The organism is Streptomyces sp. NPDC050636 (assembly GCF_040654775.1).
Classification (GTDB): domain Bacteria; phylum Actinomycetota; class Actinomycetes; order Streptomycetales; family Streptomycetaceae; genus Streptomyces.
This window is the reverse complement of record NZ_JBFAIP010000056.1, coordinates 1-21,171: the sequence shown is the minus strand read 5'-3', so window position 1 is coordinate 21,171 and position 21,171 is coordinate 1. Positions and strand designations below refer to the sequence as shown.

Genomic DNA, 21,171 nt, shown 5'->3' with positions numbered 1-21,171 from the left:
GTACCCCGCCGTCCGGGGTACGGGCCGTACGTCTGAGTATCCGGGGCGACCGCGGGATTACCCGGCCGCCCCGCCGTCCTCGGCCAGCCAGCCGAAGCTCCGCTCGACGGCTTTGCGCCAGTTGCCGTACTCGCGCTCCCTGGTCTGGCCGTCCATCCGCGGCGTCCACTCCGCGTCGCGCTTCCAGTGGGTCCTCAGCTCGTCCAGGTCCTGCCAGACACCGGTCGCCAGACCCGCCGCGTACGCCGCGCCCAGGCAGGTCGTCTCCGGGATCACCGGGCGGATCACCGGCACGCCCAGCACATCCGCCTGATGCTGCATCAGCAGACTGTTCGCCGTCATCCCGCCGTCGACCTTGAGCTGGGTGATCCGTACCCCCGAGTCCTGGTACATGGCGTCCACCACCTCCCGGGTCTGCCAGCTCGTCGCCTCCAGTACGGCGCGCGCCAGATGTGCCTTGGTGACGAAGCCGGTGAGACCGGTGATCACACCGCGCGCGTCGGAGCGCCAATAGGGCGCGAACAGACCGGAGAACGCCGGGACGATATATGCCCCGCCGTTGTCCGGGACACTCGCCGCCAGCGGCTCGATCTCAGCGGCCGAGGCGATGATGCCGAGCTGGTCGCGCAGCCACTGCACCAGGGCGCCGGTGATCGCGATCGACCCCTCCAGGCAGTAGACCGGCGCCTCGCCGCCGAGCTGGTAGCCCATGGTCGTCAGCAGCCCGCTCTTGGACGGGACCGGCCGGTTGCCGGTGTTGAGCAGCAGGAACGAGCCGGTGCCATAGGTGTTCTTGGCCTCGCCGACGCCGTAGCAGGTCTGCCCGAACACCGCCGCCTGCTGGTCGCCGAGCGCGGACGCCACCGGCACGCCGTGCAGCTGCCCTACGGCCGTGCCGTACACCTCCGCCGACGACCTGATCTCCGGCAGCATCGCCTCCGGCACCCGCATCGCCGACAGAATGGCCGGATCCCACTGGAGGGTGGAGAGGTTCATCAGCATCGTGCGGCCCGCGTTGGTCACGTCCGTGACATGCACCCCGCCGTCGGTACCGCCGGTCAGATTCCAGATCAGCCAGGAGTCGATGGTGCCGAAGGCGATCTCGCCCCGCTCTGCGCGGTCCCGCAGCCCCGGCAACTCGTCCAGCAGCCAGGCCGCCTTGGGGCCCGAGAAGTAGCTGGCCAGCGGCAGTCCGGTGGCGTCCCGGAACCGGTCCTGGCCGTCCGCGCCGCCCAGTTCGCCGCACAGCTGGGACGTACGGGTGTCCTGCCAGACGATCGCGTTGTGCACCGGTCTGCCGGTGGCCCGGTCCCACAGGACCGTGGTCTCCCGCTGGTTGGTGATGCCCAGCGCGCTGAGCTGGTCCGCGCGCAGCCCGGCCTTGGCCAGCGCGCCCGCCACCACGGCCTGCACCTTCGACCAGATCTCGGTGGCGTCGTGCTCCACCCAGCCCGGCTTGGGGAAGATCTGCCGGTGCTCGCGCTGGTCGACGGCGACGATCGCCCCGTCGTGGCTGAAGATGATGCACCGGCTGGACGTGGTGCCCTGGTCGATGGCGGCGACGTACTTCTCGGTGTGCTCCGTCATGACGTCATGTCTCCTGAAGTCCTGAAGTCCTGAAGTCCTGAAGTCCTGAAGTCCTGAAGTCCTGGAGTGCGGGTGAGTTGGGTGCCCGGCTCGCCGGTGTCAGAACGCCGCGTTGAAGACCAGACCGGAGAGCACCGCGCCGATCAGCGGCCCGGCCACCGGGATCCAGGCGTAACTCCAGTCGGAGGAACCCTTGTTGGGGATCGGCAGCAGCGCATGCGCGATACGCGGGGCGAGATCGCGGGCGGGGTTGATGGCGTAACCGGTGGGTCCGCCGAGCGAGAGCCCGATGCCGACCACGAGCAGTGCCACGAGGAGCACATTGATCCCGGAGCCGTAGACCCCCGCCTGCGCGCCGGGCATCTGGCCGATACCGATCCCCGGGTTCTTGCCGAAGAACAGCAGCGGCAGCACCAGGCCGATGGTGGCGATGATCTCGGACACGAGATTGGCGGCCGGATTACGGATCTCCGGGCCGGTGGAGAAGATCCCCAGCGTCGGCTGCGGAGCGTTACCGGCCCGCCCGTCGTTGGCGGCGAACTGTGCGTAGTACAGCGCCCAGGCCAGCACGGCGCCGATCAGCGCGCCGATCATCTGCGCCGCGAGGTAGACCGGCACCTTCGACCATTCGGTGCCGTCCGTGACCGCCGAGCCGATCGTCACCGCCGGGTTGAGATGTCCGCCGGACAGCGGCGCGGCGGTATAGGCCCCGGCGAGTACGCCCAGGCCCCAGCCGAAGGCGATCGCGACCCAGCCCGCCGCCTTCGCCTTGGAGTAGTGCAAGGTGACCGCGGCGCACACACCGGCGCCGAAAAGAATCAGAATCGCGGTGCCGATCACTTCACCGACGAAGATGTCCCCATTGGAATACATGGCGGCTCCTTGGCCCTGGCCCGGGGACGTCCCCCGGTCCTCCGTGCAGGGTGCGTGCCACCGGCGGGCAGCGAGCAGCCGCTGCCACCCGGCCGGGCGCCTGAGTTGCGGCGATGCCGAACTGGCACCCGGAAGTGTTCACCGCAGGTGATGGGGCGTCAAGGTCGCGCACAACAGTGGATGTTGATGACGGCGGCGGGCCGACCGCGGTTGCTACGGGCGGGCCCGACCCCGCGTGCCACCGCTGGGCCGGCCGGGCATCTCACCACCCCCTCCGGTCCGCGTCCGCCCCGTCCGTCCGTCCGGTCCGCGTCCGCCCCGCCCCGTCCGTCCGTCCGGTCCGCGCCCGCCCCGTCCCGCGTCCGTCACCCGCGCGCCCGTACGCCCTCCTGGCCGGCCGGGCTGCCGTACGCGGGGCCGGTCGGCGGGGACACCGGGACCGCGGCTCCCCGCCGGACCTCCGTACGCTCCGATCCCGGCCCGCCCAGCACCCAGCTCGCCCCCGCCAGAGCCTTCGCGGCCTTCTTCAGCGGCGCCAGCGCGGCCGCCGCCTGACGGTGACCGGTGACGCTGCCGGGCGGGCAGACCACCGTGGCCAGCGATAACGTCACCGGCAGCCCGCCCGCCGACCAGGCCGTGTCCAACAGCGCCTCGGCGAACGGGCCGAGCCGCTCGGGCTCGGCCAGCACCAGGAAGTCGTCGCCGCCGATATGGCCCACCCGGGCGGCCGGCTCACCCGCTGCCACTTCGGCCAGCACCCGCCCCACCGACCGGATCAGTTCATCGCCCGCAGCGAACCCCGCGCCGTCGTTGACCTGCTTGAAACCGTCCACATCCAGCCAGCTCAGCGCGAATGTCCGGCCCTCGGCGATTCGCCGGTCGACCTCCCCGTTGACCGCGTCGGAACCGGGCAGCCGGGTGAGCGGGTTGAGCCGCGCGGCCTCCTCCACCCGGCTCTCGGCCAGCGCCCGCAGAATGTCGGCGAGATGCACCACGCCCATGCAGCGGCCGCGTTCGTCCACCACCGCCACATCGTCGCCGGTACGGTCGCGGTCGCCCTCGGCGATCACATCCAACACCTGCCAGGCGGTGGCCTCCGCGCCGACCGTCCGGGGCCGGTCCGCGAGCCGCAGCGCCGGCCGGTCGGCGTACAGCGCGTGCCCGTAGCGCCCGGAGAGCGACAACAGGAACCGGTCCCGGTCGATCGCCCGGACCGGCACCCCGTCGGTGTCCACCAGCAGCACACCCGAGACCGCGGGAAAGCCGGTGAGATGGCTGCGTACCGTGCCCGCCGACGCGGACATCGGCAGCAGCGCGGCCGGCTGCAGGAACTGTGCGACGGGCGGCCCCGCGGGCGGGCCGTACGGCGCCGCGGGCCCGCTCACCGCCGGCGGGTGCACGGCCGGGAGATAGATGTCCGCGGCCGGCCGCCGCGCGGGCGGCCCGAATAGATACCCCTGCGCCAGCTGCACCCCCGCGTCCCGCGCCGCCGCGTACTGCCGCTCGGTCTCCACGCCCTCGATGGCCAGCAGCCCGCCCACCTGGTCGCACAGCTGCCGCATCGCGGCGACCGCGGCCCGTCGCCCCCGGTCGGAATCCAGGCCGGCGCACAGCGACGCGTCGAGCTTGACGAGGTCCGGCGCGAGATCGCCGAGCAGCCGCAGCGGCAGATCGCCGTCACCGACCCCGTCCGCGCAGATCCGGTAGCCCTCGTCGCGCAGCGCCGCCACCGCCTCCAGCAGCGACCGGTGCGGGACGTGGGTGAACGGCCCGCCGATGTCCAGGGTGATCTCCCACGGCCGGCGGCCCACCTCGTGTACGGCCTTGCCCAGCGAGGTCAGTCCCGGCAGCTCCGCGACGGTCGCAGCGAAGACATTGACATGCAGCGGCAGCAGCGTCTCCTGGTGCGCCGCGGACCGTACGGCGAGCGCCGCCAGTTCGGCGTCCAGGTCGGGGCAGCGGTGCGCGGACGCCAGCACGTCGACAGCGCCGTCCTCGGGGCGGGCGAGTATCTCCAGCGCGGCGACCGAGCCGGTCGCGAGGTTCACGACGGGTTGGTAGGCGAATCGGAGCTGGTCCGTCCAGGCAGGCACGGCAGCAGGATGCCCCCGCCGGGACCTCGACGAAGCCTGGTTCACGCACTGTTCACGCATCCTTCCGGAGCGTATGGGCGGCCGCCCGGCACCCTCACATGATCTTCGGGGAAGGGCGCGTGGAGCAGCGGTGGCGGCGGCGCCTTCACCGTACGGCGACCACCGCCGACCCGTGCCCGAACAGCCCCTGATTGGCCGTCAATCCGACTCGTGCGCCCGGGACTTGACGCTCTCCTGCGCACCCCCGCAGCTGCCACGTCAGCTCGCAGACCTGCGCAATGGCCTGGGCCGGCACCGCCTCGCCGAAGGATGCCAGACCGCCGCTGGCGTTCACCGGCAGCCGCCCGCCGAGCGCCGTCGCACCGTCCCGCAGCAGCTTCACGGCCTCGCCGGGGCCGCACAGCCCCAGATCCTCGTACCACTCCAGCTCCAGCGCGGTGGACAGGTCGTAGACCTCGGCCAGCGAGAGGTCCTCGGGCCCGATACCCGCCTCCTCGTACGCGCCGCGGGCGATCGACGCCCGGAAACCGGTCTCCGGCTCCGGGACGACGGCCGCCGAATCGGTGGCGATATCCGGCAGGTCCAGCACCGTCCGCGGATAGTGCGGGGTGGCCGTGGAGACCGCACGGATCCGCACCGGGTCCGCCGCGCCGTGCCGGCGGGCGAAGTCCATGCTGCTCAGGACCAGCGCCGCGGCCCCGTCGGAGGTGGCGCAGATGTCCAGCAGCCGCAGCGGATCGGCGACCACCGCCGACGCCGCGACCTCCTGCGCGGTGACCCGCTTGCGGTAGCGGGCGTACGGATTGGCCGCGCCCGCCGCCGAGTTCTTCACCTTCACCTGCGCGAAGTCGTCGACCGTATCGCCGTGCAACGCCATCCTGCGGCGCGCGTACAGCCCGAAGTACGCCGGGTTGGTGGCCCCCAGCACCCGGAACCGCAGCCAGTCCGGGTCGTCGGGACGGTCGCCGCCCGCCGGGGCGAAGAACCCCTTGGGTGCGGCGTCGGCACCCACCACCAGCACCACGTCCGCCATGCCCGCCAGGATCTGCGCCCGCGCGGTGTTGATGGCCTGCGCGCCGGACGCGCAGGCCGCATACACACTGGTCACCCGGGCACCCTGCCAGCCCAGCGCCTTGGCGAAGGTCGCGCCCGCGACATAGCCGGGGTAACCGCCGCGCACCGTGTCCGCCCCGACCACGCTCTGCACGGCGCCCCACTCCAGACCGGCGTCCGCGAGCGCGTCCCGGGCCGCCCTCGTCCCATACTCGACAAAGCTGCGGCCCCACTTGCCCCATGGGTGCATTCCGGCGCCGAGCACGGCGACGTCGGAGGTTGTGACGCTTCGTGGGGGGTGGGCTGCTGGGCCTCTACCCGCCGCCCACCCGCCGCCTATATTTTTTCCCCGCCGCCCACCCCCCTTCGGGGGGTGGGCGGGTGTAGTGACGCAGTTACCTGCACCACTACGGGTGGCCAGGTCCAGTGACACGGGTGTCACGCCGGCCTCGGCCGTACGGTCTGCCACGGCTGGCTCGCCCGTACCGCCCGCACCGTCCGCCGCGACCGGCCGCCACTGCCAGGTCGTCCACGTGTGCTCCGCGTCCTCGTTGAGGACCCCCGGCACCAGCTCCACCTCCGAGCCGACCGCCAGCTCCGCGACGCCGACACCGGGCGCGGCCTGCCCGAGGACCACCATCCGCTCCGCCGCCAGCTCCACCGCGACCAGCGCGTACGGCCGCCACTCGGTGCCGGGATCGGAGACGTACGGGGCGGGCGGGCGATAGCGCCCGTCGGTGTACGACCAGACCCTGCCGCGCCGGGACAGCGGCACCTCCACCAACTCGCCGCCCGCGCAGCCGGGGTTACGGCAGAAGGCGTCCTCACGCGGGAAGAACACCGCGCCGCACGCCTGGCACGCCGTCCCCAGCAGCCGGAAATCCGCGGCGTCCTGATCGAACCAACCCGGCACCACGGGCTTACGTGTGCGTGGCACGACGACCCCTCCCCCACAACGAACCGAGCAACGAACCGAGCAACGAACCGAGCAACGAACCGAGCAACGAACCGAGCGGCGGACGAGCAGTGATCGGTGAGCGAGCGGCGAGCGAGCGGCGAGCGAGCAGAGATGCGACCCGATCTGACGGAGCGTCAGAAGTGTGGCACGCGACCGCGCGACGCGGAACCCCGGGGGGATCCCGGACGGCAGTCCCTGCGCATGGAGGCGCCGACCTGGACGCTGTCAGTGCTCGGTGTTATGTTGTTCTCGTTCAGAGAAAGACTCAGTTTGAGAATGACAGGGTGGACGGGGTGAGGGCTGTGGATGCGGGACGAGAGCACAGCGGCGGGAGCGGCGCCGCGGCAGACGGCGGCGACAGTGAGTTCCTCGCGGCCTACGACCCGCGTGACTTCCCCGCCATCGCCGTGACCGTCGACATCGTCGTGCTGACGCTGCGTCAAGGAGTCCTGCACATCATGCTCGTGGAGCGCGGCGGGCGGCCCTTCCAGGGCGCCTGGGCGCTGCCGGGCGGCTTCGTCCGGGCCGGCCAGGAATCGCTGGACGAGGCCGCGGCCCGCGAACTGGCCGAAGAGACCGGGCTGGACGCCGCACAGCTGGAGCGCGTCCACCTCGAACAGCTCGGCTCGTACGGCGATCCCGGCCGCGACCCGCGGATGCCCGTCGTCACCGTCGCCTATCTCGCTTTCGCCCCCGACCTCCCCGAGGCGCGCGGCGGCGGCGATGCCTCGGCCGCGGCCTGGGTCCCGGTCGCCGATCTGGATCTCGGTACCTGGGGCGCCGCCGCGGCCGCGGTCGGTGCGGGAGAGGCGGCCACGGGGGAGGCCGCCCCGCCCACTCGCCAAACGTTCACCGAACCGGACGCGGCCCGCCCGCTTCCCCCAGAGCAGGGTCCGGGGCACGGGATCGACGGGGGTGATTCCGTGCCCCGGCCCGCAGACCACACGGCGCCGGGCCCGGACACCACGCGGGCCCCGCTCCTGGAGGCCGCGCGAGCCCCGCTCCCCGGGGCCCTGCGGGCCCTGCTGGCCTTCGACCACGCCCGGATCGTCGCCGACGGACTCGACCGCGCCCGCGCGAAGATCGAGTACACCCCGCTGGCCACGACCTTCCTCGGCGAGGAATTCACCATCGTCGAACTCCGTGGCGTCTACGAATCCATCTGGGGCAGCCCGCTGCACGCCGGGAACTTCCACCGCAAGGTGCTCTCCGTCCCCGGATTCGTCGAATCCACCGGCGCCACCGCCGCGCGCGGGGGAGCGCGGGGCGGCCCGCGCGCCCGCCTCTACCGCGCGGGCGATGCCCGCCTGCTGCACCCGGCGCTGCTCCGCCCGGACCGTGAGGAGAGCGTCCGATGAGAGACGGGGACCTCCGGGACCGAGGGGAGCGCGCAGCGAGCGGGGTGCTCCGCGACCGCGTCGCCGCGCGCGCCACGCTGGTCGCTGCCCGCCGGCCCGCCGACCTATTCCCCGACGACGACACCGAAGCCGCCCGCGTCTACCGCCGACTCGCCCGCCTGCTGCACCCCGACACCGTCGGAGCCGCCGAACGCCCGCGTGCCGAGGCCGACTTCGCCCGCCTCGAAGCCCTCTGGCAGCGCCGTACCGACGCCACCCGCCCGACCCTCACCACCCGCCGCCACACCTACACCCTCGGCGCGACCCGGGCGACCGGCGACCTCGCCGTACTCCGCGAAGCCACGTACGAGCGGGACGGCACCCGGCACCCCGTGCTGCTGAAGATCCCGCGCGCGGTCACCGACAACGACCTTCTGGAACGCGAGGCGGAGGCGCTGAGCCGCCTGGCGCGGCGCGGCGAGCCACGCCACCGTGCCTACGCGCCCCGCCTGCTGGAGTCCTTCCGGTACCGCGATCCGGACACCGGCGCCGAACGCCGCGTCAACGCCCTCCTCCCGCTCGACGGTTTCCACACCCTCACCGACGTCCGGGCCGCCTACCCGGACGGACTCGACCCGCGCGACGCCGCCTGGATGTGGCGCAGGCTCCTGGTCGCCCTCGGCTGGGCGCACCGCGCGGGCCGTGTGCACGGCGCCGTCCTCCCCGACCACATCCTCATCCACCCCGAGGAGCACGGCCTCGTCCTCGTCGACTGGTGCTACAGCACCCCCGTCGGCGACCACGTGCCCGCCCTCGTCGAACGCCACCGCGACAGCTATCCGCCCGAGGTCACCGGCCGCCGCCCGGCAACCGAGGCCACCGACATCCACCTCGCGTCCCGCACCATGGGCGCCCTCATGGGGGAGCGCACCCCCAAGCCGATGCGGGCGTTTCTACGCGGCTGCACACTGCCCGCCGAGGCCCACCGCCCGCACGACGCCTGGCGGCTGCTGGCCGAGCTGGACGCGCTCCTGGATCGCCTCTACGGGCCGCGCACCTTCCGCCCGTTCACGATGCCGGCGCCGGCGCGGCACCCATAAGCCGCGGCCGCACACCCGCCGTACACCACTCACGCACGCAACCACTCAACCAATCAGGGGGATTCACCATGGGCAGCGGAACCTGGTCCACCAACGTCTACGGCGCCGCGGCGAGTTACCGCGCCGCCTCCGGCACCAGCGCCTTCGACTACAGCGACCGCGTCACCACCACGGCGCCGCGTCACACCTGGACGGCGCACCCCTCGCTCGACCCCAAGGGCCTGTCGACCCGTGAGAGCCGAGACTCGGACGAACACCCCACGTCGCTGGCCGTCTCGGTCATCTTCGATGTGACCGGATCGATGCGGTCCGTGCCGCGCGTCCTGCAGACCAAGCTCCCCGAGCTGTTCGGCCTACTGCTGCGCAAGGGGTACGTCGAGCACCCGCAGATCCTCTTCGGCGCCGTCGGCGACGCAACCTGTGACCGGGTCCCGCTCCAGCTGGGCCAGTTCGAGTCCGACAACCGCATGGACGACGACCTCGGCAACATCCTCCTGGAGGGCGGAGGCGGCGGCCAGATGACCGAGTCGTACGAGCTCGCCCTGTACGCGATGGCACGCCACACCAGCCTCGACTGCCACGAGAAGCGCGGCCGCCGCGGCTATCTCTTCCTCATCGGTGACGAGATGCCGTACGGCAAGGTCAAGGCCCGCGAGATCCGCGCGGTCTTCGGCGACGACGTCCACGACGACATCCCCGTCGCCACGATCCTCGCCGAGGTACGGCAGAAGTTCGACGTCTACTTCATCGTCCCGGCCGGTGCGGCCCATGTCGGCAACACGGCCGTCTTGGGTACCTGGCGCAAGCTGCTCGGCCAGAACGTCATCGAACTCGACGACCTCGCCGCCGTCTGCGAGACCATCGCGCTGACCATCGGCCTCGGAGAGGAAGCCATCGACCTCGCCGCGGGACTCGACGACCTCGCCGACATCGGCTCCGACGCGGGTGACGCCGTCGGCAAGGCGCTGGCCACCCTCAGCCGGGGCCGCGGCACCGTCGCACAGTCCTCGGTGCCACTGATCGACACCGCCGCCGACGCGGGTGCGAACGGCACCACTCGCCTGTGACCCGAGGATCTTCGATGCACACCATCGTCGTCGACCTCGGCTACGGCGACGCCGGCAAGGGCACCGTCGTCGACCGGCTCTGCGTCCCCCAACCGGGCGCGGCGCCGGTCACGGCGGTGGTCCGCTTCAACGGCGGCGCCCAGGCCGCCCACAACGTCGTCACCACCGACGGCCGCCACCACACCTTCGCCCAGTTCGGCTCCGGCACCTTCAGCGGCGTCCCCACCCACCTCTCCCACCTGATGCTGGTGGACCCCCTCGCGCTCGCCGCCGAGGCCCACCACCTCGCCTCCCGCACCGTCCCCGACCCGCTCGCGCTCCTGACCGTCGACCGCCGCGCCCGGCTCACCACCCCGTACCACGCGGCCGCCAACCGGGCCCGCGAGCGCGCCCGCGGCACCACCCGGCACGGCTCCTGCGGCATGGGCATCGGCGAAACCGCCGCCTACGCCCTGGCCCACCCGGCCGACGCGCCCACCGCGGGCGACTGCACCTCCCGTACGGCGCTGCGCCGCAAACTCACCCTGCTCCGCGACCGGTTGACCGAGGAACTCGGCCCGCTCGACGCCCCGCCCGTCGACGACTGCCTCGACGCCTTCGCCGCGTTCGCCGACCATGTACGGCTCGTCGACGGCAACCACCTGGCGCGGCTGCTGCGCACCGGCCCGGTCGTCTTCGAGGGCGCCCAGGGCGTGCTCCTCGACGAGTGGCACGGCTTCCACCCCTATACGACCTGGTCGACGACCACCTTCGCCGGCGCCGAGGAGCTGCTCGCCGAGGCCGGACAGCCGCGCGCGGCCCGGCGGCTGGGCGTCGTACGGACCTACACCACCCGGCACGGCCCGGGCCCGCTGGTCACCGAGGACCCGTCGCTGCTGCGCTCGCTTCCCGAGCCCCACAACGGCCACGGCCCCTGGCAAGGAGCCTTCCGCACGGGCCACTTCGACGCTGTGGCGCACGCCTACGCGGTCGAAGTCTGCGGGGGAGTGGACGCCCTCGCCGTAACCCACCTCGATGCCCCGGCCCGCCACGGCGGCACCCTGCGTATGGCCCGCGCCTACCGCACGCCCGAAGGCCTCCTGGACCGCATCCCCACCGCCCCGCCCGGCGACCTGACCCGCCAACAGCGCCTCACCGAACGCCTGTTGACCGCCCGCCCCGCCCGCTGGCAGTCCCCGGGCGCGGACCCGCGCGCCTGGAGCGACGCCATCGCACAGGCGCTGAAGGCCCCGGTCTTCATGGAGTCGTACGGGCCCACCGCGGCCGACAAGGTCACGATGCCCGACAAAGTCACGATGCCCGACAAAGTCACTGCGCCCGAAAAGGTCACTGAACGGGGAAGTCGAAATACGTATCCGGAAAAGTCTCCGGCTTGAAGGTGTAGTGCCACCACTCTTCCGGGAGATTCACGAATCCGGCCCGTTCCAGTCCGTTCTTGAGCAGCAGCCGGTTCTTCAACTGCCGCCCGTGAATACGTGGATCGAGGGTATGCGCGAGGGTGTCGAAGCAGTCAAAACCGGTCCCCATATCAAGAGAGTTATCCGGGAAACGCTCGGCCCTCGGCCCGTAGCAACGTGTCAGCGGCTCGCCCGGAACATACGGGCGGGTCGGCAGAGCCGGCAGCCGCACCAGCGTCACATCGAGCGTACTGCCCCTGCTGTGGCCGGACTTGGCGGCGATATAGCCGTCGTCGAACAGCTTCGACTTTTCCACCCGCGGATAGAACTCGGCCTTCATCCGCTCGTCGTCGAGGTCCTCGGCCCACCGGACGAAGTGGTCCACGGCGCGCTGCGGCCGGTAGCAGTCGTACACCTTGAGCGTGAAGCCCCGCTTCAGAAAGGAGAGTTGGGCACGGTGCAGGGCCTGAGCGGCATCCCGCGTCAGCAGGCACTTCGGCTTGCGATAGCCGTCCACCGGTACGCCCACGAAGTTGTGCGGCGTGAAATAGCGCATCTCCTGGATGATCGTGCGATCCACATCGCGCAGCGCCACGAATTCCTCGGGGAGCTCGGGGCCCTTGAGGCTCTTGAGGCCCTTAAGGTCCTTCAGTGCAAGGGACGGGCGCTGCTGAACGGTCCCCGCCACCGCGCTCGGCGGCAGCGCGGTGACGGTCATCAGGGCGGCGGCAGCGACGGCGAGGCCGCGCAGCGCGGCAGCGAGTCTTGGCATGGCCTTCGTCTACCAGTCGGGGCCGCACCAGGGGAAGACCGCCGTGGGGCCGCCGCCCGTCCGGCCCCTCAGCCTGCCGCCGTCCCTTCCGCCAACCCCCGCACCCGCACCGGATACCCCACCGCGCCCCCGTCCCGCCGCTCCACGACCACCCGGCCGTCCTCCAGCCGCGAGGCGAACCGCTCCACGCTCGGCCGCTGCCAGCCGTCCCCGGCATCCGGCACCACCAGACCGCTGCCCCCGCGCCCGGCAACCGGCGCCCACACCTCCAGCTCCGTCCCGCCGTCCGCGCCCGCCACCGGTAGCACCGCACCCGCCCGCGCCAGCACCGGAATCCGCGACAGCGGCGCATCCACCAGCACCTGCCCGGGACCGTCGTACGCCCGCCCGGTCGCGGTGTCGTACCACCGCCCGCGCGGCAGCCGCACCGCCCGCCGCGTCACACCCGCCTCCAGCACCGGCGCCACCAGCAGCGCGTCCCCCAGCAGGAAGGCGTCCTCGCAGTCCCGCAGCGCCCGGTCCCGCGGCGCACTCCACCACACCGGCCGGACGTACGGAGCGCCCGTCAGCCGCGCCAGCTGCCCCAGCGTGCCGAAATACGGCAGCAGCCGTTCGCGCTCGCGCAGCGCCGTACGGGCATGCGCCAGCACCTCGGGCCCGAACTCCCACGGCTCCCGCCGCCCCGCCCAGATCGCCGAATGCGTACGGAACAGCGGCAGATACGCGCCCAGTTGGAACCAGCGCACATACAGCTCCCGGGACGGCACCGCGGAGAACCCGCCCACATCGGGACCGCTGTACGGCACCCCGCACAGCCCCAGACCCAGCACCAGCGACAGCGACGCCCGCAGGCCCGGCCAGCCCGTCGCCACATCCCCGGACCAGGTCCCCCCGTACCGCTGCAGCCCCGCCCAGCCCGACCGCGAGAACAGGAACGGCCGCTCGCCGGGCCGCAGCTCGCACAGCCCCTCATAGCCCGCCCGCGCCATCGCCAGCCCGTAGACGTTGTGCGCCTCCCGGTGGTCACCGCCCCGGCCCTCCAGCGCGTGCCGGGCCGAGCGCGGCAGCGTCGACTCCCCGAACGGCGCGAACGAGACCGGCTCGTTCATGTCGTGCCAGACCCCGGCGAACCCCTGCGCCAGCCGCTCCGCGTACAGGCCGCCCCACCACTTGCGCACCCGCGCGTCGGTGAAATCCGGGAACACCGACTCACCCGGCCACACCACACCGCGCACTTCCCGCCCCCGCGCGTCCCGTACGAAGGCATCGGCCGCCGCCCCACCGTCGTACACCTGATCGCCCGGCTCCGCCTTCACCGCCGGATCCACGATCGACACCAGACGCACGCCCTCGTCACGCAGTTCCCCGGCCAGCCCCGGCAGATCCGGAAAGCGCTGCCGGTCGACGGTGAAGACCCGGTGCCCGTCGTAATGATCGATGTCCAAATGGACGGCGGACAGCGGAAGTTCATGCTCCTTGTAGCCGGCGACCACCCGGCGCACTTCGGCCTCGTCGCCGAACCCCCAGCGGGCGTGCTGATGTCCCAGCGCCCACTGGGGCGGCAGCGCGGGCGCGCCGGTCAGCGCGGTCCAGCCGAGCAGCACCCGGGCCGGGGTGCCGGCCAGCACCCAGTAGCGCAGCGGCCCGCCGTCCATCCGCAGCTCACAGGTGCCCGGCCGGTCGTGCCCGGAGCCCGCGCCCTCCGCGCCCTCACGCAGCACCACCCGGCCGTCCCAGGAGTTGTCGTGGAAGACCAGATGCGTCCCGGCGTCCGCGACCACCATCTGCACCGGCATCGTCAGCGACAGCGGATCGTCGCCCGGCTCGAACGCGCCGCCCGGATCGGTGTTCCACAGCCGGTACGAACCGTCCCGCAGCCGCGGCCCGTGCGCCCGGCCGCCCAGCCCGAAGAACCGCGCGTCGGCCGCCACCTCCGAGCGCTGCACCCACCGGGAGTCGGGGCTCGCGGTGCGCTCCCGCTCGTCCTCGCCGTCATCCGTACGGTCGTCCGCGCGGCCCTTCGCGTGGTCGTCCGTACGGTCCCACCAGCGCGGCGGCAGCTCCCGCCGCAGCAGCACACCGCCGGGCGTCCGCACCTCGACCGCGCCGTGCCGGGACACCGCCACCATCACCCGCTCGGAGACGACCCGCCAGCCGCCCTCCGTGTCCGGCTCCAGTACGGCCCGCGTGTCCACCTCGGGACACGGCCCGGCCATCGCGTAGGAGGGCTCCGGCCCGGCGCCGTCCCAGCCGCAGAACACCGCGCCGCCCGACGCGACCCGCACCCGCAGCGACGACCGTGCGAAGTGGATCAGCCCGCCGCCGGGCTGCGACTCTGCGTCGCGCGCGACTCCCGGCACCCGTGCCCGCTCCGCGACCCGCCGCGGCAGCGCCCGCGCATCCGCTCTCCGCCGGCGCCACGCCGTACGCACGGACCGCAGCCCCTGCGCCGGCCCGACCGCCTTGACCACCCGTACCGACCGCACCAGATCATGCCCGTCCATGCCGGTCAGCCTGCCATCGACGCCCCTGGGTGCGGGCGCCGTTCAACTGCCGTTCACCTGCGAGGGGTCACGCTCGGCCACCTTCCGGCCAGCGGATCGCCGCCCGATGGCCGAAACCGCCCCACCACCCGGAACCGGCACCCGTCCCGTGCCCGCCACCCTTTCCATCACCCCCCGAATGTGGGGGGCCCACTCTGGTGCACAAGTCGATCACATGGCATCGTCCTGGCAAGCCGTGTCATGCGCGCACGCCCCGGGAGACCCCCAACGCCGTGCGCGTCCGACGCAGACGACGCGTACCGCCCGGGAGCCGCATGATGACCACCGCACCGCAGTCCGCCCCCCAGCCGGAACCGCAGCCGGAACCCCTCTGGCAGCCCGGCCCGGACCGCATCGCCCGTGCACAGGTCACCCGCTTCCACACCTGGGCCGCCGAACACCACGGGGCACCCGCCCCCACCCCCGGCGACCCGGCCGCGAGCTACGCCGCCCTGCACCGCTGGTCCGTCGACGAACTCGCCGTCTTCTGGCAGGCCACCGCCGAGTGGTTCGACGTCCGCTTCTCTTCTCCGTACGAAACCGTCCTTGCCGACAGAACGATGCCCGGCGCGCGGTGGTTCCCCGGCGCCACCCTCAACTACGCCGAGCACGCCCTGCGCGCCGCCGAGGACCCGGACCGCGCCGACACCCCGGCACTGCTGTACGTCGACGAGACCCACGAGCCCACCCCGGTCACCTGGACGGAGCTGCGCACCCAGGTCGGTTCGCTGGCCGCAGAGCTCCGCCGCCTCGGCGTCCGCCCCGGCGACTGCGTAAGCGGCTATGTCCCCAACATCCCGCAGGCCGTCGTCGCCCTCCTTGCCACCGCCGCGGTCGGCGGCGTCTGGACCTCCTGCGCCCCTGACTTCGGCGCCCGCAGCGTGCTGGACCGCTTCCAGCAGATCGAACCGGTCGTCCTGTTCACCGTCGACGGCTACCGCTACGGCGGCAAGGAACACGACCGGCGCGACACCGTCGCCGAGCTCCGCCGCGAACTCCCCACCCTCCAGGCCGTCATCCACATCCCCCTCCTTGGCACCCTCGCCCCTGAAGGCGCCCTGAACTGGTCGGACCTGACCTCGAAGGACACCGAACCGGTCTTTGAACAGGTCCCGTTCGACCACCCGCTGTGGGTCCTGTACTCCTCCGGTACCACCGGCCTGCCCAAGGCCATCGTCCAGTCCCAGGGCGGCATCCTGCTCGAACACCTCAAGCAGACCGGCCTGCACTGCGACCTCGGCCCCGACGACCGGTTCTTCTGGTACACCTCGACCGGCTGGATGATGTGGAACTTCCTCGTCGGCGGCCTCCTGGTGGGCGCCACGATCGTGCTCTACGACGGCAGCCCCGGCCACCCCGACGTCGCCGCCCAGTGGCGGGTCGCCGAAAGCACCCGCGCCACCGTCTACGGCACGTCCGCGGCATACGTCATGGCCTGCCGCAAAGCCGGCATCCACCCCGCCCGTGACCTCGACCTCTCTGCCATCACCTGCGTCGCCACCACCGGGTCCCCGCTCCCGCCCGACGGTTTCCGCTGGCTGCACGACTCCTTCGCGGAGAGCGGCGCCGACCTGTGGATGGCCTCCGTCAGCGGCGGCACCGACGTCTGCAGCTGCTTCGCCGGCGCCGTGCCCACCCTCCCCGTCCACATCGGCGAACTCCAGGCGCCCTGCCTCGGCACCGACCTCCAGTCCTGGGACCCCCAGGGCGAACCCCTCACCGACGAGGTCGGCGAACTCGTCGTCACCAACCCCATGCCGTCCATGCCCATCCGCTTCTGGAACGACCCCGACGGCAGCCGCTACCACGACAGCTACTTCGACATGTACCCCGGCGTCTGGCGGCACGGCGACTGGATCACGCTCACCTCCCGCGGCTCGGTCGTCATCCACGGCCGTTCCGACTCCACCCTCAACCGCCAGGGCGTCCGCATGGGTTCGGCGGACATCTACGAAGCCGTCGAGCGCCTCCCCGAGATCCGCGAATCCCTGGTCATCGGCCTCGAACTCCCCGACGGCGGCTACTGGATGCCGCTCTTCGTCCACCTCACCCCCGGCGCCACCCTCGACGACGCCCTGCGCACCCGCATCAAACACACCATCCGCGAACAGCTCTCCCCCCGCCACGTCCCCGACGACATCATCGAAGCCCCAGGCGTGCCGCACACCCTCACCGGCAAGCGCATCGAAGTCCCCGTCAAACGCCTCCTCCAGGGCACGCCCCTCGAAAAGGCCGTCAACCCCGGCTCCGTCGACAACCTCGAACTTCTCCGCTTCTACGAGCGCATCGCCCGCGACCGAGCGAAGTAGGGCGGTTGTCAGACCCCTCGATTACTCTCAGTGACAAGTGATGTTCGAGCACCGCACCTCACTGAGGCGGACCAGGGGGAGTCATGACATCCACATCCCGGAACACATCCCGAAGCACGTCGCGGAACGCATCGCGGCACGGGGCGAAACGCCCAGCCCGGCAGACCCATCAGTCCGTCGCTGTCCGTCGCAAACTGCGCCGCGAAGTCCCCAGCACCGCCGCCGTCCTGGCCGACGAGCGGGACTTCGCGGCCATGCGCCGCTACCGCACCTTCCCGTTCGACGACCATGCCGGCTACCTCCAGCAGATGGAGACCGTGCTGCGCACCCTCGCCTCCCAGGGCGTACTCACCACCCTCAGCCTCTTCGACCCGGTCGCCTACGAGGAATACTGCGCGGATCTCGGACTCGACCCCGACCACCCCGGCAGCCGCACGCGCTACACCGCCGAACTCGCCTGCACCGGCGCGACATTGCCGTATGCCGGCGAGCCGCTCGCCGAGCTGCTGCCGTTACTCGTCAAAGAAGCCGACCGCCAGGCGACTTGGGACCAGGCCTCCGCGCTCCTGGCCCGCGCCGGCAGCTGCCCGGACTGCGGCGAGGACCTCGCCCACGCCGCCTTCGCCCGTGCCACGCAGGCACTGCGACAACTCCTCACAGCCCTCGGGGACGGCACCCACCACCTCGTCTGCAGTATCCCGGCGGGGGAGCAGTCCCTCCTGGCGGTACTGCACGCCACGGCAGGCGACGGCGACCGGCCCCAGCTCTTCGAATCCGAGACCCTGGTCTTCTGCACGGTCCTCGCCGTCGGCTTCGCGCTCCGCACCCCGGGCGGCATCGTCTCCCGCACCACTACCGGAGCCACCGATGAGACCCCCGCCACCGCCGAAACCCGGGGCACCGCTCACGACACCGTCCGAGGCTGGTCCCTGCGGGACTCCTGGCTCCGCCCGCTCACCGCGGCCGAGGTCTTCACCGCCTACTGCACCGACGCCGACACCGGCGAGCCCATCCCACCCGAGCACGGCGTCGACTACGCCCCAGGACTCACCCTCACACCCCCGCCGGCCGGACACCGGCACCGCTGACGAGCCGCCCCTCACCCCCCTACGGCAAATGGCCGCCCCGCCACAAGGGCGGGACGGCCATCAAGTCTCCTGCGACGCACACGCCGCGCGGGATCACTCCCCGGAGAGCACCGCCTGCGCGGCGGCCCGCGCATCGTCGGCGGTGTCGGCGGCACGCGCCGCGGCCGCCGCACGCTCACACTGCGCCAGCGTGTGCTTGGCCAGCGTCGCCCGCACATACGGAATCGACGCCGCACCCATCGAAAGGCTGGTGACACCGAGCCCCGTCAGCACACACGCCAACAGCGGATCGGAGGCCGCCTCACCACACACACCACAGCTCTTGCCCTCGGCCTTCGCGGCCTCGGCCGAAGCCGCCACGAGGTCCAGCAGCGCCGGCTGCCACGGATCCTGCAACCGCGACACCGCACCCACCTGACGGTCGGCGGCAAAGGTGTACTGCGCCAGGTCATTCGTCCCCAGCGAAAGGAACTCCACCTCCTGCAGGATCGAACGAGCCCGCAGTGCGGCGGACGGAATCTCCACCATCGCGCCGAACTTCGCCCGCAGCCCGGCATCCCGGCACGCGTCCGCGAACGCCTTCGCGTCGATCCGGTCCGCCACCATCGGGGCCATGACCTCAAGGTAGACCGGCAGCCCCTCGGCAGCCTTGGCCAGCGCCGTGAGCTGCGTCCGCAGCACATCGGGGTGGTCGAGCAGCGTCCGCAGACCCCGCACACCCAGCGCCGGGTTCGGCTCATCGCCCGGCGTCAGGAAGTCCAGCGGCTTGTCCGCACCGGCATCGAGCACCCGTACGACAACTCGGCCCTCGGGAAAGGCCTCAAGCACCTTCCGGTACGCCTCGACCTGCTTCTCCTCGGACGGCGCCTTCTGGCTGTCGTCCAGGAACAGGAACTCGGTCCGGAACAGACCGACCCCCTCCGCGCCGGCCTCGACCGCGGCCGGCACATCCGCCGGACCGCCGACGTTCGCCAGCAGCGGCACCTTGTGCCCGTCGGAGGTGGCACCCGGACCGGACGACGAGGCGAGCGCCGCCTTCCGCTCCGCCGCGGCCTGCTCCAATGCCGCCCGCTTCTCGGCACTCGGGTCGACAAAGACCTCACCGGTGCTGCCGTCGACGGCGATCACCGTGCCCTCGACCAGCTCACCCGCACCCGGCAGCGCGACCACGGCCGGCACACCCAGCGCCCGCGCGAGAATCGCGCTGTGGCTGGTCGGCCCGCCCTCCTCGGTCACAAACCCGAGCACCAGCGCCGGGTCGAGCAGCGCCGTGTCGGCCGGCGCCAGATCCCGCGCGATCAGCACATACGGCTCGTCGCTGTCCGGCACACCCGGCATCGGCACGCCCAACAGCCGGGCGACGATACGATTCCGCACATCATCGAGGTCGGCGACCCGCCCGGCGAGATACTCACCGGCACCCGCCAGCAGCGCCCGATAGGCGGCGAACGCGTCATACACACCGCGCTCGGCGGTGCTGCCGACCGCGATCCGACGCTCGACGTCAGCCATCAGCTCGGGATCCTGAGCCATCATGGCCTGCGCCTCAAGCACGGCCTGCGCCTCGCCGCCCGCCAGATTGCCCCGCGCGATCAGGTCGGCAGCCACAGCTTCCACGGCCTGACGGGCACGCCCCTGTTCGCGCTCCGCCTCATCCGCCGGAATCTGCTTGGCCGGCGGTTCCAGAACCGCCGTGCCCATGTGCCGCACCTCGCCTATGGCCACACCGTGGCTCACGCCGACGCCTCGCAGCGTTGTCTCCATTTCACCCGTCTCCGGTTGATGCGACGGTCCGTGCCGCCGCGGTGGATGTCGTACCTGCCGTCGGGGACGGCACCCGGCTACCGCCAGGAGAAGAGCGAGTCGCCCGACTTCACGTCGCCGTCCTCGCGCAGATCGCCCAGCGAGTCCGCCGTGGCCTCCAGCGCGACGATCGGGCACACCGCCGACTTACCGGCCTCTTCTACCGCCGCCGGGTTCCAGCGCACGATGGCCTGGCCGCGCTGAACGGTGTCGCCCTTGTTGACGAGCAGCTCGAAGCCCTCGCCATTGAGCTGAACGGTGTCGATACCGAGGTGGGTGAGCACGCCGTGCCCTTCACCGTCGACAACGACGAACGCGTGCGGGTGAAGCGATACGACAACGCCGTCCACAGGCGCAACGGCCTCGGACGGCTCACGAACGGGGTCGATGGCGGTACCGGGACCCACCATCGCTCCGGAGAACACCGGATCGGGCACAGCCGCGAGTCCGATGGCGCGTCCTGCAATCGGGGACGTCACGGTGGTCATGGGAAGCCTCCCAGGGGTGGAGATTCATCAGGCCGCCGTCACTACCTGTCCTGGACGGCGCACCGTTCAGAAGCGTAAGTCATTAGAACTGACGGTTCCGCATGAGAGACGCCGGTCGAAGATCCCGCGCCGCGCCGAATCGATTTGCCTCGCCCCCGGCAGGCCTGTAGTGTCCTAGACCTGCCCCAGAGAGACAGGCCGCAGCAAACTGCGGCCCGGTCGTGGTGGGCGGCACTCCTCAGAGTCTTCATCGAGATTCTCGAATTGTGCGCTTCTGCATGTCTGCAGAAAGGCAGCGGTTCGAAAGCCCCGAAAAGCCCTGATAGAGTGTGAAACACCGAAGGGAAGCGCCCGGAGGAAACCCGAGTAGGGAATCCAAAGGAAGCGTCCGTTCCTTGAGAACTCAACAGCGTGCCAAAAGTCAACGCCAGATATGTTGATACCCCGTCTACCGGAAACATCCGGGAGATGAGGTTCCTTTGAAAGTCCTACCGTCACGATGTGTCGGTAGGCAATACACAGCGAGGACGCTGTGAACCACTGGACTCATTCCGTCCGGTGGTTCCGCTCAACGCGAGTGTAAACCGGCAGTGTTTAATTAAACCCGCCCGGTAAACATTCACGGAGAGTTTGATCCTGGCTCAGGACGAACGCTGGCGGCGTGCTTAACACATGCAAGTCGAACGATGAACCGGTTTCGGCC

At 71.7% G+C, this 21,171-nt stretch carries 13 protein-coding genes, 1 rRNA gene and 2 pseudogenes; 7 read left to right on the top strand and 9 right to left on the bottom strand.

Going from position 1 to position 21,171, the window contains the following annotated elements; genetic code table 11:
• Positions 1-57: 57 nt before the first annotated feature.
• The 5 genes and pseudogenes from glpK to AB0I10_RS28915 all read right to left on the bottom strand — a co-directional run.
• Positions 58-1,587 carry a glycerol kinase GlpK gene (glpK, locus tag AB0I10_RS28935; RefSeq protein ID WP_363155591.1) on the bottom strand — a complete coding sequence of 510 codons (1,530 nt, stop codon included), beginning with the start codon at positions 1,585-1,587 and terminating at the stop codon, positions 58-60.
• A 99-nt stretch (positions 1,588-1,686) separates the two neighbouring features.
• Positions 1,687-2,460 (bottom strand): MIP/aquaporin family protein, encoded by a 774-nt coding sequence (locus tag AB0I10_RS28930; protein ID WP_363155590.1) that lies wholly within the window; start codon positions 2,458-2,460, stop codon positions 1,687-1,689.
• Positions 2,461-2,825: 365 nt separating this feature from the next.
• Positions 2,826-4,553 carry a GGDEF domain-containing protein gene (locus AB0I10_RS28925; protein ID WP_363155588.1) on the bottom strand — a complete coding sequence of 576 codons (1,728 nt, stop codon included), beginning with the start codon at positions 4,551-4,553 and terminating at the stop codon, positions 2,826-2,828.
• 145 nt (positions 4,554-4,698) lie between these two features.
• Positions 4,699-5,946, bottom strand: a complete 1,248-nt coding sequence (locus tag AB0I10_RS28920) for a lipid-transfer protein (RefSeq protein WP_363155608.1) — start codon at positions 5,944-5,946, stop codon at positions 4,699-4,701.
• Between the two features lie 165 nt (positions 5,947-6,111).
• A pseudogene (locus AB0I10_RS28915) lies at positions 6,112-6,543 on the bottom strand (zinc ribbon domain-containing protein); the annotation flags it as partial.
• A 422-nt stretch (positions 6,544-6,965) separates the two neighbouring features.
• On the opposite strand from AB0I10_RS28915, the pseudogene AB0I10_RS28910 reads away from it, so the two are divergent.
• From AB0I10_RS28910 to AB0I10_RS28895, 4 genes and pseudogenes are all read left to right on the top strand, one after another.
• Positions 6,966-7,325: pseudogene (locus AB0I10_RS28910) on the top strand (NUDIX domain-containing protein); the annotation flags it as partial.
• A 593-nt stretch (positions 7,326-7,918) separates the two neighbouring features.
• Positions 7,919-9,001 carry a molecular chaperone DnaJ gene (locus AB0I10_RS28905; RefSeq protein WP_363155587.1) on the top strand — a complete coding sequence of 361 codons (1,083 nt, stop codon included), beginning with the start codon at positions 7,919-7,921 and terminating at the stop codon, positions 8,999-9,001.
• 68 nt (positions 9,002-9,069) lie between these two features.
• On the top strand, positions 9,070-10,068 hold the full coding sequence (locus AB0I10_RS28900; RefSeq protein ID WP_363155586.1) for a hypothetical protein: 999 nt from the start codon (positions 9,070-9,072) through the stop codon (positions 10,066-10,068).
• 14 nt (positions 10,069-10,082) lie between these two features.
• Entirely contained in the window at positions 10,083-11,444 is a 1,362-nt protein-coding gene (locus AB0I10_RS28895; protein WP_363155585.1) for an adenylosuccinate synthetase, read from the top strand.
• Here AB0I10_RS28895 and AB0I10_RS28890 read toward each other — a convergent pair.
• Positions 11,395-12,237, bottom strand: a complete 843-nt coding sequence (locus AB0I10_RS28890) for a M15 family metallopeptidase (RefSeq protein ID WP_363155584.1) — start codon at positions 12,235-12,237, stop codon at positions 11,395-11,397. The genes AB0I10_RS28895 and AB0I10_RS28890 overlap by 50 nt on opposite strands.
• Before the next feature lie 68 nt (positions 12,238-12,305).
• Positions 12,306-14,741, bottom strand: coding sequence for a glycoside hydrolase family 31 protein (locus AB0I10_RS28885; RefSeq protein WP_363155583.1), 2,436 nt, complete (start codon positions 14,739-14,741; stop codon positions 12,306-12,308).
• 317 nt (positions 14,742-15,058) lie between these two features.
• Here AB0I10_RS28885 and AB0I10_RS28880 point away from each other — a divergent pair, with 317 nt between their 5' ends.
• Both AB0I10_RS28880 and AB0I10_RS28875 read left to right on the top strand, forming a co-directional pair.
• Positions 15,059-17,089 (top strand): acetoacetate--CoA ligase, encoded by a 2,031-nt coding sequence (locus tag AB0I10_RS28880; RefSeq protein ID WP_363155607.1) that lies wholly within the window; start codon positions 15,059-15,061, stop codon positions 17,087-17,089.
• An 83-nt stretch (positions 17,090-17,172) separates the two neighbouring features.
• A complete protein-coding gene (locus AB0I10_RS28875) occupies positions 17,173-18,177 on the top strand; it encodes a hypothetical protein (protein ID WP_363155582.1) in 1,005 nt (334 codons plus the stop codon).
• A gap of 93 nt (positions 18,178-18,270) precedes the next feature.
• On the opposite strand, the gene ptsP is transcribed toward AB0I10_RS28875, so the two are convergent.
• Together ptsP and AB0I10_RS28865 are read right to left on the bottom strand one after the other, a co-directional pair.
• Positions 18,271-19,941: a phosphoenolpyruvate--protein phosphotransferase gene (ptsP, locus tag AB0I10_RS28870; RefSeq protein ID WP_363155581.1), complete on the bottom strand. Its 1,671-nt coding sequence runs from the start codon at positions 19,939-19,941 to the stop codon at positions 18,271-18,273.
• 77 nt (positions 19,942-20,018) lie between these two features.
• Positions 20,019-20,468 (bottom strand): PTS glucose transporter subunit IIA, encoded by a 450-nt coding sequence (locus AB0I10_RS28865; protein ID WP_363155580.1) that lies wholly within the window; start codon positions 20,466-20,468, stop codon positions 20,019-20,021.
• Positions 20,469-21,086: 618 nt separating this feature from the next.
• Here AB0I10_RS28865 and AB0I10_RS28860 point away from each other — a divergent pair.
• Positions 21,087-21,171: ribosomal RNA gene (locus tag AB0I10_RS28860) — 16S ribosomal RNA — on the top strand; the annotation flags it as partial.